This is a genomic window from Lonepinella koalarum, from assembly GCF_004565475.1.
In the GTDB taxonomy this organism is placed as follows: domain Bacteria; phylum Pseudomonadota; class Gammaproteobacteria; order Enterobacterales; family Pasteurellaceae; genus Lonepinella; species Lonepinella koalarum.
Genome location: NZ_SRHX01000003.1, coordinates 244,628 through 260,791, shown reverse-complemented (window position 1 = coordinate 260,791; position 16,164 = coordinate 244,628). Strand labels below are relative to the sequence as shown.

Genomic DNA, 16,164 nt, shown 5'->3' with positions numbered 1-16,164 from the left:
ATGACAGACGTATTATCTCGCTATCAATCTGGCAAATTATGGGATTTTCATGGGGGTATTCATCCACCAGAAATGAAATCCCAATCAAATTCTACACCAATCTCCACCGCACCTTTGACGGAAAAATTCTATGTACCCGTCAAACAACATTCGGGTACAGCGGGCAGTTTGTTAGTCAAGGTGGGCGATACGGTGCTAAAAGGACAGCCCCTCACCCAAGGGGACGGCTTGCGTTGCTTGCCCGTTCACGCCCCAACATCAGGTATTGTAACAGATATTGCCCCTTATATTGCGGCACATCCATCAGGATTAAGTGAATTAGCCGTACACATTCAAGCGGATGGCAAGGATCAATGGCGTGAACAACGACCGATTGACGACTTTCTCACCCAAACCCCCGAACAATTAATTCAAAAAATCTATCAGGCGGGTGTAGCAGGCTTAGGAGGTGCAGTGTTCCCGACAGCGGCAAAAGTGAGTTCGGCTCGTTCTATCCCAAATAGTGCGGTGAAATTATTGATTATTAACGGCGCGGAATGCGAACCTTATATCACTTGTGATGATCGCTTAATGCGAGATTACGCTGACGAAATGATCGAAGGTGTACGAATTTTGCGTTATATTCTTCGCCCTGAAAAAGTGGTAATTGCGGTGGAAGATAACAAGCCAGAAGCTATTTCCGCCCTGAAATTTGCCTTGCATGGCGCAAATGATATTGATCTTCGCGTTGTTCCAACTAAATATCCATCTGGTGATTCGAATACCTTAGTCAAAATTCTGACTGGAATAGAAGTACCGAGTGGCAAGCGTTCTTCTAGCATTGGCGTGTATATGCAAAATGTTGGCACAGCGTTTGCAATTAAACGTGCAATAATCGACGATGAACCATTAATTGAACGAGTAGTGACACTTACTGGTGATAAAATTCCAAATAAAGGTAATCAATGGGTACGTTTTGGTACGCCGATTTCCTTTGTATTAGCACAAGCTGGCTATCAAGCAGATGAACGGTTACCCGTGTATTTAGGTGGTCCGATGATGGGGTTAGCGTTGCCCGATTTAAATGCCCCCGTCACCAAATTAGCCAACTGTTTGCTTGCACCTGATCATTTTGAATATACACCACCTCCGGCGGAACAATCTTGTATTCGTTGCTCCGCCTGCTCAGATGTTTGCCCTTATTATTTAATGCCGCAACAACTTTATTGGTTTGCACGTAGCGAAGATCACGAAAAATCACTACAATATCAATTAATGGACTGCATAGAATGTGGACTTTGTGCTTACGTTTGCCCAAGCCATATTCCGTTGATCCAATACTTCCGCCAAGAAAAAGCGGCAATTTGGGAAATGGAAGAAAAAGCCCAAAAAGCTGAAGAAGCCAAAATTCGCTTTGAAGCTCGCCAAGCGCGTTTAGAAAAAGAAGAACAAGCTCGCAAAGAACGCGCCCAAAAAGCAGCTGAAAACCGTCGTCAAGAAGTGGCGAATAGTAAAGGGGTGGATCCTGTTGCTGCGGCATTAGAACGGTTAAAAGCCAAGAAAGCAGAAAATACTACAACGACAGAAGTAAAAACCATTGTAGATGAAAAGAGAGGCGAAGTGTTGCCAGATAATACGGATATTATGGCATTGCGCAAAGCTCGCAAGGCTCAGCGTTTAGCCCGTCAGCAAGAACAATCTGAACTCAAGCAAACAGAAAGTGCGGTGGAAAATATCCAAAATTCATCAGAAAATACCGCCGTTAATAATGATAAAAAAGCAGCGGTTGCCGCTGCACTGGCTCGGGCAAAAGCTAAAAAAACTGCGCAACAACATCCAACGGTTGAACCTGTAACAGAAAAAACTGTTAGCATGGAAAACTTAGAAACGGATCCGAAAAAAGCTGCTGTTGCCGCTGCTATTGCCAGAGCGAAAGCTAAAAAAGCCACTCAACAACATTCAACGGTTGAACCTGTAACAGAAAAAACTGTTAACACGGAAAACTCAGAAACGGATCCGAAAAAGGCTGCCGTTGCCGCTGCCATTGCTAGAGCGAAAGCTAAAAAAGCCGCTCAACAACATCCAACGGTTGAATCTGTAACAGAAAAAACTGTTAGCATGGAAAACTCAGAAACGGATCCGAAAAAAGCTGCTGTTGCCGCTGCTATTGCCAGAGCGAAAGCTAAAAAAGCCGCTCAACAACATTCAACGGTTGAACCTGTAACAGAAAAAACTGTTAACACGGAAAACTCAGAAACGGATCCGAAAAAGGCTGCCGTTGCCGCTGCCATTGCTAGAGCGAAAGCTAAAAAAGTCGCTCAAATTCAACTGAAAGCAGAGAATAAGGAATAATATGTTTAGAATTGCCAGTTCACCCCATACTCATTCAGGGAAACTCACCGCTCGTATTATGCTGTGGGTGATTTTTGCTATGTTGCCTGCCTTGGCAGTACAGATTTATTTCTTTGGTTTTGGTGTATTGATTCAAATAGCGTTGGCAGTAGGCTTTGCCTTGCTGTTGGAATATATTGTCACCCTTTTACGCAAAAAACCAAAACTGTTTTATATTGCTGATTTTAGTGTAGTATTAACCGCTGCCATTTTAGCCATGGCCATTCCACCTTATGCTCCCTACTGGGTAATATTGGTGGGCATATTTTGCGCGGTGATTTTTGGTAAACATGTTTATGGTGGTTTAGGACAAAATGTATTTAACCCCGCGATGGTGGGTTATGTGGTATTGTTAATTTCATTCCCAGTACAAATGACAGCATGGCTTCCACCGATTTCGTTGTTAAACGAACCACCTACATTGGCGGACAGTATCCATTTAATTTTTTCAGGCATTACCACGGATGGCTTTAGCCTACATCAATTAGTAGCAAGTATTGACGGTATGACCTCTGCAACTCCCTTAGATACGGTAAAAACAGGGACAAAAAGTATGCTCTTTTCTTTTGCAGAATTAAGTCATTCACCGATTTTTTCATCTATTTTACCTTTTAGTTCATCATTATATGGTATCGGTTGGACACAACTAAATCTCGCTTTTTTACTCGGTGGTTTATTTTTAGTATGGCGAAAAATTATCCACTGGCAAATTCCTGTGGCATTTTTAAGCGCGCTTTTTGCCATGGCGTGTTTAAATTTTGCACTTTCTCCAGTCGCTACTCCCCCACTTTGGCAACTTGTCAGCGGTGCAACCATGTTCGGTGCATTTTTTATTGCTACCGATCCCGTTACCGCATCTATCACACCGACAGGCAAACTGATTTTTGGCGCCTTAGCGGGTGTGTTAGTAAGCCTAATTCGTTTTTATGGTAACTACCCCGACGGCGTAGCTTTTGCCATTTTGTTATCGAATATTTGTGTGCCATTAATTGATCATTACAGCCGTCCGAGAGTCGCCGGACACCAAGGAGGACGATAATGAATATGGGAAAAATTACCAGTAAATACGGCTTATTACTTGCTTTTATCGCCTTAGTTTGCACAGCGATTTCAGGGGCAATGTATTTGTTAACTAAAGATAAAATTAACGCTGTTATTGTGAGTCAACAGCGTGAATTATTATTACAAGTCATTCCGCAAAGCTATTTTGACAATGATTTAATGCACAATTGTGTTGAACCAAAAACCAAACAAGTTGACAAAATTTGTACTGCACTTTTAAAGGGCAAACATTCTGCCTATGCCATTGAAACCATCGCACCAGACGGTTATTCAGGTAATATTCGTTTATTGTTTGGCATGACCCCAGAGGGCGAAATTTTAGGTGTGCGAGTGCTAGAACATCACGAGACACCCGGCTTAGGTGATAAAATTGACACTCGTATTTCTGATTGGATTTTAAGCTTTAGCCATAAAAAAATCAGTGCGGATAATCTAAACGACTGGGCGGTAAAAAAAGATGGCGGTAAGTTTGATCAATTTGCTGGCGCGACCATTACACCAAGAGCAGTCGTCAATCAGATCAAGCGTTCAGCGTTAGAAATTCTTAATCAATAGTGATAAATATGATGACAGAACAAAAAACAGAAAACCTTTGGTACAATTTGTTAGTACAAGGATTATGGCGAAATAACCCTGGCACCGTGCAATTACTTGGACTTTGTCCATTGTTGGCGGTGTCTAACTCTGCTACTAATGCCTTAGGTTTAGGATTTGCCACTATGATAGTGTTAATCTGTACCAACAGCATGGTGTCGTTGTTCCGCAAGCAAATCCCGCACGAAATTCGCATTCCGATTTATGTCATGATTATTGCTACGACTGTTACCGTCGTGCAACTATTAATGAATGCCTATACTTATAGCCTCTATCAATCACTGGGTATTTTTATTCCGCTGATTGTGACTAACTGTATTGTGATTGGGCGAGCCGAAGCCTTTGCGAGCAAAAATAGTCTGCTACATTCCACCTTTGATGGTTTCGCTATGGGATTAGGTATGACATTAAGTCTGTTTTTATTAGGGGCATTACGCGAAATTTTCGGTAATGGTACCTTATTTGACGGCATTCATTTACTGCTGGGCGATTGGGCAAAAGTGTTGCGCATTGAAGTTTTTCATCATCAAAACAATCTGTTACTTGCTATTTTGCCACCGGGTGCTTTTATCGGATTAGGGTTAATTTTGGCATTTAAAAATAAACTCGAACAGAAAAAATGAATCAACAAAAACGTATTGAAATTTTAACTCGCTTGCGGGATAACAATCCGCATCCGACCACAGAACTGAATTTTAGCTCACCTTTTGAATTATTAATTGCCGTTATATTATCAGCTCAAGCCACTGATAAAGGTGTCAATAAAGCCACCGATAAGTTATTTTCGGTAGCGAATACACCTGAAAAAATTTATGCTTTAGGGGTGGATGGCTTAAAAGAATATATTAAAACCATCGGACTTTATAACAGTAAAGCAGAAAATATTATTAAAACCTGCAAGGATCTGATTGATAAACACCATTCCCAAGTACCTGACAATCGAGAAGCGTTAGAAGCCTTAGCCGGCGTAGGACGAAAAACGGCTAATGTGGTCCTCAATACAGCTTTCGGACAGCCTACTATTGCGGTGGATACACATATCTTTCGAGTAGCTAATCGAACAGGTTTTGCCCCGGGCAAGGATGTCGTTAAAGTCGAAGAAAAATTGCTCAAAGTCGTACCGGAGGAATTTAAAGTGGATGTGCATCACTGGCTGATTTTACACGGTCGCTATACTTGTATTGCGAGAAAACCGAGATGTGGTTCTTGTTTAATTGAAGATTTGTGTGAATTTAAGGAAAAGACTGATGTTTAATTTCAACGCCCAAACAACACTGCGCCTCCAACACTTTGCAATGTAGTTGCATAAATCAAGCTCAGCGCAAAACCCATTAATATCAAGCCAAACGCCAGTTTTAACCAGTGAGAAAATTGACTTTTCAGTTTTGCAGAAAAATACCATTTTCCTACTTGCACTGCCGTGTTTCTGGCATATTGCACCATTAACGCAAAACCTGACAAAGTAAGCCCCGTGCCGATTGCCATTGCCATGGTTGCTAGCATGCCCCATACATAAAGATCGAGCATATAAGACAAAAATAAAATAAAAATGGCACCAGTGCAAGGCCGCATACCGATACTTAAAATGATCAACCATTGCGATTTTAAACTATTTGCTTGAGTAAGTTGATCTTCATTCGGCAAATGTTGATGTCCACAAGCACAGTTTTCACCATCAAAATGATCGGAAAAAAGATGAGGATTTTGCACCGCACTTTTTACTCTAATATCATCGGTAATGGGTTTAATTTGCTTAATTTTCGGTCGGCGTTGAGCTTGCCAAATTTTTTTGCTACTTTGCATTAACCATTGTATGCCGAGCAGAAAAATCAACCCATACGCCCCACGCTCTAACCAAAGTTGGCTGGCTTTAAAATAACTGGAAGATAAATTTAACACCACCACCACAATACTGGTTGCCACAATTGCGACGACACCTTGCATTAAGGACGACAAAAAGGCTAGCCGCATACTGGCAAAAATTTTAGATTGATGAAGTGAAAGATAACTGGTGATAATAAATTTACCATGACCCGGCCCTAATGCATGAAATACACCATAGCCAAAACTGATTAAAATCAAGCTTGCGCCTGCATAAATCGGAGCTTGCTTAATTTGATGAAGATGATGAGATAATAACTGATTAAATTCTCGCTGCCACAGCACCACTTGCTTAAATAAATAAGGGAATAAAAAACCAATGCCTGCTGCCAACAGGCATAATAATAAAATAGTGCTGATTTTTTTAGTGCTTATTGACATTGTAAAATCACTTTTTGAGCAAATTCCTTACCCAGTGAAAAATCTGCTTCTCGTTGGGTTTTATCTAAAGATTTAGCATATTGTTTGGTTTTTTCATCAACAGTTTGATCTACCATATCACCATGACAATTTGCTGGAAGCTGGCTAAAATCTACCGCACTTTTATTATCATAATACATTGACACATAATAGGTTGGATCATAAATCATCAAGACAAATTCATTATCCACCAATGTTTGTGGTTGGGACAAAAAGAAATCAAAATGATACAAAATATGGTTACCCACCGCTTTAATATCATAATTTGCTGGCTGAGAGGTATATTTTACTCGATTACCTTGTTTATCATATAGATAGCTAAAATAATGTTCTGATACTGTATTTTTAATCATTTCATCCACAATGCTTTGTTTGGCTGTCGGATCATTGTGGACAACCTGCAAATCATACAGCAATTCCGCCGAACTGGCTTCGTCCAGCAACCATTGCACAGAAAACCCCTTTAGCTTATCATGTTCAACTAAAGGCGTGGTTCTCATACCGATAAAAGCATGAGGATGGGCTTGTACTTGTTGGTTAAATGCCAAAAGTGCGGTGAAAAATAAGAAAAATTTTTTCATAACATCATTGCCAATGAATATTAGGCTTTTTTCGTGTTTCAGCACATTCTTTCAAATAAAGATTAATCAATGTTTGATAAGGCATATCCATCTCTGCTGAAAGTTGTTTAAAATAATCTATCGCATCGTCATCAATACGGATAGTCACTACTTTTTTACTTTTTAGGCGTTTCGCATAAGGATTTTTAATTGCTTGGCTAAAATCGTATTCTGGTAACATCTAAAACCCCCTTTGATATTGTTCTTTCTCTTTTTTTGTCGCATGGTGAGCTGAAATAATACGTATATTTTCATCTCGTTCGCAATGTACAACAACCAATGTATTGTTATGTAAACTCAATCCCAATAGAAGAAAACGTTCTTCAAAAAAAGAATGTTCAGGATCTGGAATTAATAACGCATCATCATCATAAAATACCGTAATCGCTTCATTAAAGCTAACATTATGTTTTAATTCATTAATTTATGCTTTATTACGATCCCATTCAAACCCTTTAATTTCTATCATTTTCTCTTTACTCAAAAGATGTAAATAAATTATATTTACAGAAATATAATAAAACAAGCTATTTTTTAGCCAAGTAACGCTCCACCGTATCCACAATCGCTTGTGTCTGCGGATCAATTTCAATATTCACCCGATCCCCGACATTTTTTTTAGCAATTATCGTACGTTCCATGGTTTCTGGAATTAAATTAACGCAAAATTGATTTTGTTTCACTTCGCCGATGGTCAAACTGATACCATCCACCGCAATAAAACCTTTGGTCAGAATATATTTCATTACGTCGAAATTAGGCAATTCAAACCAAATTTGTAAATTATTTTCACTCGGTTTGCGCTCAATAATTTTTGCCGTACAATAAACATGTCCCGACAATAAATGTCCGCCTACTTCTGAACCGAATTTCATCGCTCTTTCTATATTGACCCCATCCCCCACTTTAAGCTCACCTAAATTAGTGATGCGTAACGTTTCTGTCATTAAATCAAAACTGACCAGATCATTTTCTACCTTGGTGACGGTCAAACAAACACCATTATGTGCAACCGATGCGCCTAATTGTAAATCTACCAGTAATTCCTGTGGCATTTTAATAGTATGTGTTCTAAAATCTGTCTTTTCAATGATAGAATAAATTTGTGCTATACCTTGCACAATACCTGTAAACATATAAACTCGCTTAACCGCGAAAGTGCGGTGAAAAAATTAAATTTTTCCTATTATAAAGGAAATTCGGTCTCTTTATGCAAAAAATTAATAACTGGCAACAATATCACGAACAGGCAAAAAAATTAATTCAAATCGCTATTCCAATTCTTCTCGCCCAAATCGCCCAAAATTCCATGGGATTAGTGGATACCATTATGGCGGGGCGCGTTAGTGCAGCGGATATGGCGGCAATTTCAGTCGGCGCATCCATTTGGTTTCCCTTGGTATTGTTCGGACATGGTTTATTGTTAGCCCTTCCCCCGACAATTTCCTATTTAAACGGTTCCAATCAACGTTCACGGATTGCTCATCAAGTACGTCAAGGATTATGGATTATTATGCTCGTTTGTATTCCCTTGGGACTATTGATTTATCACAGCGATCTGATTATTTATGCCATGCAAATGGAAGAACGGTTAGCGACAATTACGATAGGTTATCTACATGCTATGCTGTTCGGTCTGCCGGCTTATTTATTGCTGATTAATTTTCGTTGTTTAAATGATGGCGTAGCCAAGACAAAACCGGCGATGGTGATTACCTTTATTGGTTTGCTGTTGAATATTCCGCTTAATTATATTTTTATTTATGGTAAATTCGGCGTACCAGCTTTTGGCGCTGTGGGATGTGGGATCGCAACCGCCATAGTGAACTGGGCTATGTGTTTGATGATGATAAGTTATAGTCGCCAATCTCATCACTTACGTGATATTCATGTGTTTAGCAAATTAATAGAAAAACCGGATGTCGCAACCCTCAAAAAACTACTCAAACTAGGGTTCCCAATTGCTGTCGCCCTATGGGCAGAAGTGGCGTTATTTGCATTAGCATCATTGTTTTTATCACCACTTGGCACAGCCATGGTAGCGAGCCATCAAATCGCGTTAAACACCAGTTCCTTTGTGTTTATGTTCCCCATGTCCTTAGGCATGGCGACCACCATTTTAGTGGGACAACGTTTAGGGGAAAAATCGCCTGTGGAAGCCAAAAAAGTGTCTTATCTTGCCTTTGTAGTGGGATTAAATATCACGGTAATCACTGCGTTTGTCACTATCTTCTGGCGTGAGCAAATTGCACAATTATTTGTGACTGATGCCAGTGTTATTGCCCTTGCCAGTTCCTTATTAATTGTAGCATCTCTTTATCAATTTTCCGATACCTTACAGGTAGTCGCCGGGGGGGTATTACGCGGTTATAAAGACACAAAAGCGATTTTATACATTACAATTTTTTGCTATTGGGTGTTGGGGATGCCTATTGGATATAGCTTAGCCATGACGGATTGGATTGTACCACACTTAGGTGCATTGGGCTTTTGGATTGGTTTTGTAGTAGCCCTCACGTCGGCTGCGATTTTATTGTTATATCGGATGTGGAAATTACAGGGGCAACCTGATGAGCAATTATTAGCCAAGCTGGAAAAAATCAAATAGGCGGTTAAAAAAGGTGGAAACCTTTCCAGCTCCTCTCGGCACACAGAAATTCTGACTTTGGCTGCTTTCTTCCGAACCTGACCGAGTAAACCAGACACCATTGCGAAAGACCGAAAAGGTTTCCATTGGATAACTTGAATTAAACAAGTTAGGGTGTGAATTATGCTATAAAGTTAGCAGGATTGCAAATATTTATAAAAAATAATAAATAACCGCCCCACAAATACGAATAAATATTATTAATTTATTGCAATAGATTATCGTTTACTTTATACTCAGCGCTTCTTTTAGAGCAGTCTAATTTTTAGACTATTTTTATATTTAATTCTGATTAAGGGTAATCTAATGAAACTCAAGTTTAGCTTAATTTACACCGCACTTTTTGCTGGTGTTTCTTTTGGTACTTTTGCTGAAACCGGTCAGCAAAGGGGGGGGAACGAAGAACTAGAAGAAATTCAAGTTACTTCTGGTGAACTAAAACAAATTGGTTATCACGCTATGGGGACTTCAGCGGTATCAAAAGTTGATGTGCCAATTATTGATACACCTACCACGGTAAACGTTGTCACATCAAAATTAATTGAAGATCGTAAACCAAATGATCTGATTGATGCCCTTTCTAGCGTAAGCGGTGTGAGTCAAGCAAATACTTTAGGGGGTATCTTTGATGCGGTACAAAAACGAGGTTTTGGTGGAAACCGTGATAATTCTATTATGCGTAACGGTTCCCAAGCAGGACCATCACATAATTTCGGTGCAACCACAGAAACTGTTGAAGTATTAAAAGGTCCTACCTCTGTATTATATGGTATCCAAGATCCGGGTGGTGTCATCAATGTTGTCACCAAAAAGCCACAACAAGAACAAAAAACGATTATTGGCGGAACAGTTGGCAACAACAATATGTGGGGAACCCAATTTGACAGTACTGGTAGTTTAGGCAATGGCTTTGCCTATCGCTTTATCTATGATAAACAAGAAAAAGATTACTGGCGTAATTTCGGTGAAATCAAATCTACCACCTATGCTCCATCAATATCTTATGAAAATGATAACACCAAAGTATTAGTAGCCTATGAACATTTAGACTATACCCAACCTTTTGATCGTGGCACTCAAATTGTGAATGGTTCTGTTGTTAATATTCCTGCTGAACGTCGTTTGGATGAACCCAATAACCAAACCACCGGTAAAACCGATAATATTCAAGTGAAACTAGAGCAAAAACTAAATGACCATTGGAAATTAAACGCAACCTATGGTTATGCTCGTGATAAATATAACTATCGTCAAACCCGTGTAGTGGCAGTAAATACAAGTGAGACGGATACATTAAATTACAGCTCAACAAGAATATTACAACCAAGAACTGCATTACGCCGTTTAGAAAAACAAGCAGCGGATCAACGTATCCACTCTGGATCATTAAACTTAGTCGGTGAATTTAGCATTGGTGAAATTGCTAACCGTTTCATTATTGGGGCAGATGCCAGCCGTAATTATCGTACAACAGGTCCTGTGTTTAATAATGGTGGTTGGAGTTTCATTAATATTGATAATCCAACTTACACGAATCCTGACGTAACTGAAACCGTTGCCGCCAATAACTGGCAAATCAACAATATCAAAACCCTTGGGGTTTATGTACAAGATACTGCTTATTTAACGGATAGCTTAATTGTTACGGGTGGTTTACGTTACGAATATTTTGACCAAGTGGCAGGTCGTCATGCGCTTAATGCTACCTTAGTGCCAAATACCGATCAACACGACGGCAAAATGCTTTATCAATTTGGTTCGGTATATAAGTTCACGCCAAATTTAGCAGTTTATGCAAATTACGCCGAATCTTTCCGACCACAATATGCGATTGCAAACGCTGTTGATCCTAACTTACCCGCAGAACAAGGTAAATCTATTGAAATTGGTACAAAATATGAAAGCTCAAATATCAACGCAACACTCGCTTTATTCAATATTAATAAGAAAAATGTAGCAGAAACCGACGCTAACAATAATCTTTATATCGCAGGTAAGCAACGTTCTCGTGGTATTGAAGTGGATATTAACGGCTATATTACCGATAAATTAAGTGCATCATTAACTTATACTTATACTAAAGTTGAAAATCGTCAAAATGATAGCTTCCCAAGTGCTGTGGGTAAACAACTTATTGGCGTACCAAAACATCAAGGGGCTTTATTCTTAAGTTATGACTTAGGTAACTTCTTAGGTGGTGACTGGCGTATTGGTGGTGGCGCTCGTTATTTGGGTTCTTGGCATGCCTATGACTCCAGTTATACCACGTCATATAAAATTCCAGATGCCACTATTTATGATGCATTCTTAGCGTATGAAACCAAGCTAGCAAGCAAAAAGGTATCATTACAATTAAACGGTAAAAACTTATCCGATAAAGTGTATTATCAATCTACTGCGGGTAACATTGATACATTCATTACACCTATTTCTTTAGGTTATGGACGTGAATACTTATTAAATGCCAAAATTGAGTTTTAATTAAATTTTGACTAATTTATAAGGGGCGGTTAGACTGCCCTTTTTGTTGTATAACAAATAAAATCGTAGCGACAAACCGATGTACCCGCCCGTTAAAAACGGAGCGTGATTTTCGGGCAGACACATCACACATCGATTCGTCCCTACGCTCTTTTTCTTAATCATATTGAAAAAATCTTATGCACTGGCAAACAGAACTTAACGACAGTTTCACTTGGCTTCTCACTACTCTTTTTTGGCTAAGTTTAGGGCTATTTTGCACCGCACTTTTATTACGCAAAACCCCTTTTGGGGAGAAATTTTGGCTGATTAGTCAACCTTGCGTCAACAATAGCCATCTCATTAAAACGCTTGGCTTAATACTATTATTGCTGGTATTTATTTTATTAGAAGTACGCATCAGCGTACTTAACTCTTTCTTTTATAACGGGTTATACAGTTCATTACAAGACAAAAAAGCCGATGCCTTTTGGTTTTTCGCCTTGCTGAATGCCATGCTAGTGGGCTTTAAAATTATCCATTCTATTCTAAATTATTTGGTCCGTCAGGTATTTGAAATTCGTTGGCTAGAAAAAATGAATGAACAAATGCTTGAACGTTGGTTACAAAATAAAAATTACTATCGAATTAAATATGAAAAAGACTTACCCGATAATATCGATCAACGTATTGAACAAGATGCTAAGGAATTTGTCACTGGAACAGTAGATTTGCTCGATGGTATGATTGGTGCCTTAGTATCAATTATTGAATTTACCATTATTTTGTGGGGATTATCTGGCTTATTATCACTATTTGGCATTGAAATTCCTAAAGGTGCGGTGTTTTTTATCTATATTTTTATTATTACTGCCACAACACTTTCCGTTTGGATCGGTTATCCATTAATTAAACTCAATTATACCAAAGAAAAATATGCTGGGAATTATCGTTATTCATTAATCCGTGTGCGTGATAATGCAGAAAGTATCGCCTTTTATGATGGCGAAAAGCAAGAACATATCCATTTAAAAACTAAATTTAATGCTATTATTGAAAACCGCTGGGCGATTGTCCGCCGGATGTTAGGCTTAGATGGCTTTAACACAGGTGTCACCCAATTTGCCATGATTTTACCTTTAATGCTACAAGCCCCTCGCTTCTTTGCCGGACTTGCCACCTTAGGTGATATGCACCAAACCGTGCAAGCCTTTAACCGCTTAATGCGTGCGTTGTCATTTTTCCGTTTATTTTATGAACAATTCACCCTATATCAAGCACGTTTAAACCGTTTGTATGATTTTATGCTTAGGCTAGATCAGCTTGATAACCAACAAATTATTCAACCAATAGAATGTGGTTTAGGCATTAGATTAAAAGACTTTGGGTTAAAAGATCAGCACGGTGAAGTGTTGTTACAACAAGTAAATTTAGCGCTTAATGCAGGCGATGCATTGTTAATTCAAGGACCATCTGGAGCGGGCAAAACCACCTTATTGAAAGCCATTGCTGGGATCTATCCCTTTGAAACCTTTGGTTATTGCGAACGTCCTTGCAATGCCAATGTCCTGTTTTTACCACAGCGTCCCTATATGCCACAAGGTACATTACGCCAAGCAATTTGTTATCCCAATATTGATCCTCACCATACTGATTTAGAGCTATATATGGAAAAATGCCGTCTAAGCAATTACATTCACGCATTGGATCAGGAAAATGACTGGCAAGCTATACTTTCACCGGGCGAATTACAACGGGTAGCGTTTATTCGTATTTTCTTAACCAAACCGAATATTGTGTTTTTAGATGAAACCACCTCCGCCCTTGATGAACCGACCGAATATATTCTGTACCGCAAAATTCGTGAAAAACTACCGAATATGATTGTGTTAAGTATTGGACATCGTGGTACACTACATCAGTTTCATAATAAGGTGTTTGATTTGGGGATATGTAGGATTTGATTTATCGGTTTCGCCGTTGGCGACTTACTTTTTCTTTGCTCGTGCAAAGCAAAAGTAAGCAAAAAGAAAGCACACCCCGATTTTGCCTTGTTTCCTGAAAATCCATAAATTTTTTTAACGAAAAATGGCTGAACTCGCTACGCTCAGACAGACGCCATTTTCCTAAAAATTTATGAATTTTCAGGCGGCAAAGACGGGGGAGATTTAGGTGGTTCAAACGGAAGAAATTTAGGTGGTAAAGACGGAGGATCATTTTAGCCTAGCAATATAAAAGTGCGGTGAAAAATTTATATTTTTCTTTAAGCTACGGAATAGCGTGACCATGCTTAGCCTAGTACGCCAGTACTAGGTATTTTGAAAAACTAATTTATATAGGAAAATTTAATGACAGAACAAACCTTTATCCCGGGCAAAGATGCTGCCCTTGAAGACAGTATCGCAAAATTTCAACAAAAATTAACCGCACTTGGTTTCAATATTAAAGAAGCCTCTTGGCTTAATCCTGTGCCGAATGTGTGGTCTGTGCATATTCGGGATCGTGATTGTCCACAATGTTTTTCTAACGGCAAAGGTGCGAGTAAAAAAGCCGCATTGGCATCAGCGTTAGGCGAATATTTTGAACGTCTTTCCACTAACTATTTCTTTGCGGATTATTATTTAGGACAAGATATTGCCAACGGCGAGTTCGTTCACTACCCAACTGAAAAATGGTTTGAAATTGATGATGAGGATTTGTTGCCAGAAGGCATTTTAGATGATTATTTGCTCGGTTATTACGATCCTGAGGGAGAATTAACCCCTGAATTATTAGTGGATCTGCAATCAGGTAATTATGATCGTGGTATCGTAGCGATGCCTTATATTCGTCAATCGGATCAACAAACCGTGTATATTCCGCAAAGCATTATTGCTAATCTGTATGTATCCAACGGTATGTCGGCAGGTAACACTAAGAATGAAGCTCGTGTACAAGGCTTATCGGAAGTCTTCGAACGTTATGTAAAAAATCGCATTATTGCAGAAGCCATTAGTTTACCGAAAATCCCAACGGAAGTGACTGCTCAATATCCGACTATTCAAGCCTCTATTGAAAAATTAGAACAGGAAGGTTTTCCGATTTTAGCCTACGATGCTTCATTAGGGGGAAAATACCCTGTCATTTGTGTGATTCTGCTTAATCCTAACAATGGTACTTGTTTTGCTTCCTTTGGGGCTCACCCAAATTTCCAAGTGGCATTTGAGCGGACGGTGACGGAATTGTTGCAAGGGCGTAGCTTAAAAGATTTAGACGTGTTTACTCCCCCGTCTTTTAATAATGATGATGTAGCAGAACATGCCAATTTAGAAACCCACTTTATTGATTCGAGCGGTTTAATTTCTTGGGATTTATTTAAACAACAAGCGGATTATCCGTTTGTGCATTGGGATTTTTCGGGCAACACGGAACAAGAATATCATAATCTAATGTCTATCTTTAATGCGGACGGCAAAGAAGTTTATATTATGGATTACAATCATTTAGATGTGTATGCTTGCCGTATTATCGTGCCGTCAATGTCGGATATCTACCCTGTGGACGATTTAATATACGCTAATAATAATATGGCTATGGACTGGCGTGAAATCCTGTTAGATTTACCGCACTTCCACCACGATGCGGATACTTATCAAGAATTATTGGACGAATTAGACGATCAAGGCATTGATGACGCTACTCGTGTGCGTGAATTTATCGGCATTGTGCCACCACCCAAATCAGGTTGGACGACCTTGCGTGTGGGTGAATTAAAATCAATGCTTTATCTTGCTTTAGGTGATTTGGAATTGGCATTAGACTGGGCGAATTGGGCATACAATATGAACAGCTCCGTGTTCACACCAGAACGTGCCAACTACTATCGTTGCTTAATCAGTAGTATAGAGTTATTCCTTGATGAAGATCGTGAACCTGAACAGTATCGGGAAGTGTTTGAGAAAATGTACGGTAAAAGTGCGGTGGATTTTGCGTGGAAAGCGGTAAATGGTGGTAATCCGTTCTATGATTTATTAGCAGATGATGAGCATTTACAAAAATTTACAGCACATCAAAAATTGCTTGCTGCTTATGCTAAATTACAAAAAGCTAAAAAAGAAAATTGGAAGTAAA

At 39.2% G+C, this 16,164-nt stretch carries 14 protein-coding genes and 1 other RNA gene; 9 read left to right on the top strand and 6 right to left on the bottom strand.

Annotation, left to right across the window (positions count from 1 at the left end; translation table 11 throughout):
• From rsxC to nth, 5 genes are read left to right on the top strand one after another with little or no spacing between them, the layout of a single operon-like run.
• Positions 1-2,331, top strand: a complete 2,331-nt coding sequence (gene rsxC, locus E0709_RS05850; RefSeq protein WP_132300640.1) for an electron transport complex subunit RsxC — start codon at positions 1-3, stop codon at positions 2,329-2,331.
• A 1-nt stretch (position 2,332) separates the two neighbouring features.
• Positions 2,333-3,409 carry an electron transport complex subunit RsxD gene (gene rsxD, locus E0709_RS05845; protein WP_132300642.1) on the top strand — a complete coding sequence of 359 codons (1,077 nt, stop codon included), beginning with the start codon at positions 2,333-2,335 and terminating at the stop codon, positions 3,407-3,409.
• A complete protein-coding gene (gene rsxG / locus E0709_RS05840; RefSeq protein ID WP_132300644.1) occupies positions 3,409-3,987 on the top strand; it encodes an electron transport complex subunit RsxG in 579 nt (192 codons plus the stop codon). Before rsxD ends, rsxG begins: the two co-directional genes overlap by 1 nt.
• An 11-nt stretch (positions 3,988-3,998) precedes the next feature.
• The gene (locus E0709_RS05835; RefSeq protein WP_132301086.1) at positions 3,999-4,649 is read left to right on the top strand and encodes an electron transport complex subunit E; all 651 of its coding nucleotides are present in this window, start codon (positions 3,999-4,001) and stop codon (positions 4,647-4,649) included.
• Entirely contained in the window at positions 4,646-5,281 is a 636-nt protein-coding gene (gene nth, locus E0709_RS05830; RefSeq protein ID WP_132300646.1) for an endonuclease III, read from the top strand. Before E0709_RS05835 ends, nth begins: the two co-directional genes overlap by 4 nt.
• A gap of 2 nt (positions 5,282-5,283) precedes the next feature.
• Here the strand turns inward: nth and zevB are convergent, their stop codons facing one another.
• The 5 genes from zevB to E0709_RS05805 all read right to left on the bottom strand — a co-directional run bounded on the left by zevB (position 5,284) and on the right by E0709_RS05805 (position 8,083).
• Positions 5,284-6,288 (bottom strand): zinc transporter permease subunit ZevB, encoded by a 1,005-nt coding sequence (zevB, locus tag E0709_RS05825; protein WP_132300648.1) that lies wholly within the window; start codon positions 6,286-6,288, stop codon positions 5,284-5,286.
• Positions 6,279-6,908, bottom strand: a complete 630-nt coding sequence (locus tag E0709_RS05820) for a DUF1007 family protein (protein WP_132300650.1) — start codon at positions 6,906-6,908, stop codon at positions 6,279-6,281. Before E0709_RS05820 ends, zevB begins: the two co-directional genes overlap by 10 nt.
• A 4-nt stretch (positions 6,909-6,912) precedes the next feature.
• The gene (locus E0709_RS05815; protein ID WP_132300652.1) at positions 6,913-7,128 is read right to left on the bottom strand and encodes a BrnA antitoxin family protein; all 216 of its coding nucleotides are present in this window, start codon (positions 7,126-7,128) and stop codon (positions 6,913-6,915) included.
• Positions 7,129-7,371: a BrnT family toxin gene (locus E0709_RS05810; protein ID WP_279387414.1), complete on the bottom strand. Its 243-nt coding sequence runs from the start codon at positions 7,369-7,371 to the stop codon at positions 7,129-7,131.
• 103 nt (positions 7,372-7,474) lie between these two features.
• Positions 7,475-8,083 (bottom strand): riboflavin synthase subunit alpha, encoded by a 609-nt coding sequence (locus E0709_RS05805; protein ID WP_132300654.1) that lies wholly within the window; start codon positions 8,081-8,083, stop codon positions 7,475-7,477.
• 74 nt (positions 8,084-8,157) lie between these two features.
• Between E0709_RS05805 and E0709_RS05800 the strand changes: the two genes are divergently transcribed.
• Positions 8,158-9,555, top strand: coding sequence for an MATE family efflux transporter (locus E0709_RS05800; RefSeq protein ID WP_132300656.1), 1,398 nt, complete (start codon positions 8,158-8,160; stop codon positions 9,553-9,555).
• Positions 9,556-9,574: 19 nt separating this feature from the next.
• Here E0709_RS05800 and ffs read toward each other — a convergent pair.
• Positions 9,575-9,672: signal recognition particle sRNA small type (gene ffs / locus E0709_RS05795), an RNA gene on the bottom strand.
• Positions 9,673-9,900: 228 nt separating this feature from the next.
• Between ffs and E0709_RS05790 the strand changes: the two genes are divergently transcribed.
• The 3 genes from E0709_RS05790 to ycaO all read left to right on the top strand — a co-directional run bounded on the left by E0709_RS05790 (position 9,901) and on the right by ycaO (position 16,163).
• Positions 9,901-12,075 (top strand): TonB-dependent siderophore receptor, encoded by a 2,175-nt coding sequence (locus E0709_RS05790; RefSeq protein ID WP_132300658.1) that lies wholly within the window; start codon positions 9,901-9,903, stop codon positions 12,073-12,075.
• A gap of 179 nt (positions 12,076-12,254) precedes the next feature.
• Positions 12,255-14,018, top strand: coding sequence for an ABC transporter ATP-binding protein/permease (locus E0709_RS05785; protein ID WP_132300660.1), 1,764 nt, complete (start codon positions 12,255-12,257; stop codon positions 14,016-14,018).
• A 384-nt stretch (positions 14,019-14,402) separates the two neighbouring features.
• On the top strand, positions 14,403-16,163 hold the full coding sequence (ycaO, locus tag E0709_RS05780; RefSeq protein ID WP_132300662.1) for a 30S ribosomal protein S12 methylthiotransferase accessory factor YcaO: 1,761 nt from the start codon (positions 14,403-14,405) through the stop codon (positions 16,161-16,163).
• The last annotated feature ends 1 nt before the right edge of the window (position 16,164 follow it).

Excerpts from the sequence above, each read along its gene's own strand:
- E0709_RS05790 (WP_132300658.1), top strand. The coding sequence starts at position 9,901 with ATGAAACTCAAGTTTAGCTTAATTTACACCGCACTTTTTGCTGGTGTT.
- E0709_RS05820 (WP_132300650.1), bottom strand. The coding sequence starts at position 6,908 with ATGAAAAAATTTTTCTTATTTTTCACCGCACTTTTGGCATTTAACCAA.
- ycaO (WP_132300662.1), top strand. The coding sequence starts at position 14,403 with ATGACAGAACAAACCTTTATCCCGGGCAAAGATGCTGCCCTTGAAGAC.
- nth (WP_132300646.1), top strand. The coding sequence starts at position 4,646 with ATGAATCAACAAAAACGTATTGAAATTTTAACTCGCTTGCGGGATAAC.
- zevB (WP_132300648.1), bottom strand. The coding sequence starts at position 6,288 with ATGTCAATAAGCACTAAAAAAATCAGCACTATTTTATTATTATGCCTG.
- E0709_RS05815 (WP_132300652.1), bottom strand. The coding sequence starts at position 7,128 with ATGTTACCAGAATACGATTTTAGCCAAGCAATTAAAAATCCTTATGCG.
- E0709_RS05805 (WP_132300654.1), bottom strand. The coding sequence starts at position 8,083 with ATGTTTACAGGTATTGTGCAAGGTATAGCACAAATTTATTCTATCATT.
- E0709_RS05785 (WP_132300660.1), top strand. The coding sequence starts at position 12,255 with ATGCACTGGCAAACAGAACTTAACGACAGTTTCACTTGGCTTCTCACT.
- E0709_RS05800 (WP_132300656.1), top strand. The coding sequence starts at position 8,158 with ATGCAAAAAATTAATAACTGGCAACAATATCACGAACAGGCAAAAAAA.
- rsxD (WP_132300642.1), top strand. The coding sequence starts at position 2,333 with ATGTTTAGAATTGCCAGTTCACCCCATACTCATTCAGGGAAACTCACC.
- rsxG (WP_132300644.1), top strand. The coding sequence starts at position 3,409 with ATGAATATGGGAAAAATTACCAGTAAATACGGCTTATTACTTGCTTTT.
- rsxC (WP_132300640.1), top strand. The coding sequence starts at position 1 with ATGACAGACGTATTATCTCGCTATCAATCTGGCAAATTATGGGATTTT.
- E0709_RS05835 (WP_132301086.1), top strand. The coding sequence starts at position 3,999 with ATGACAGAACAAAAAACAGAAAACCTTTGGTACAATTTGTTAGTACAA.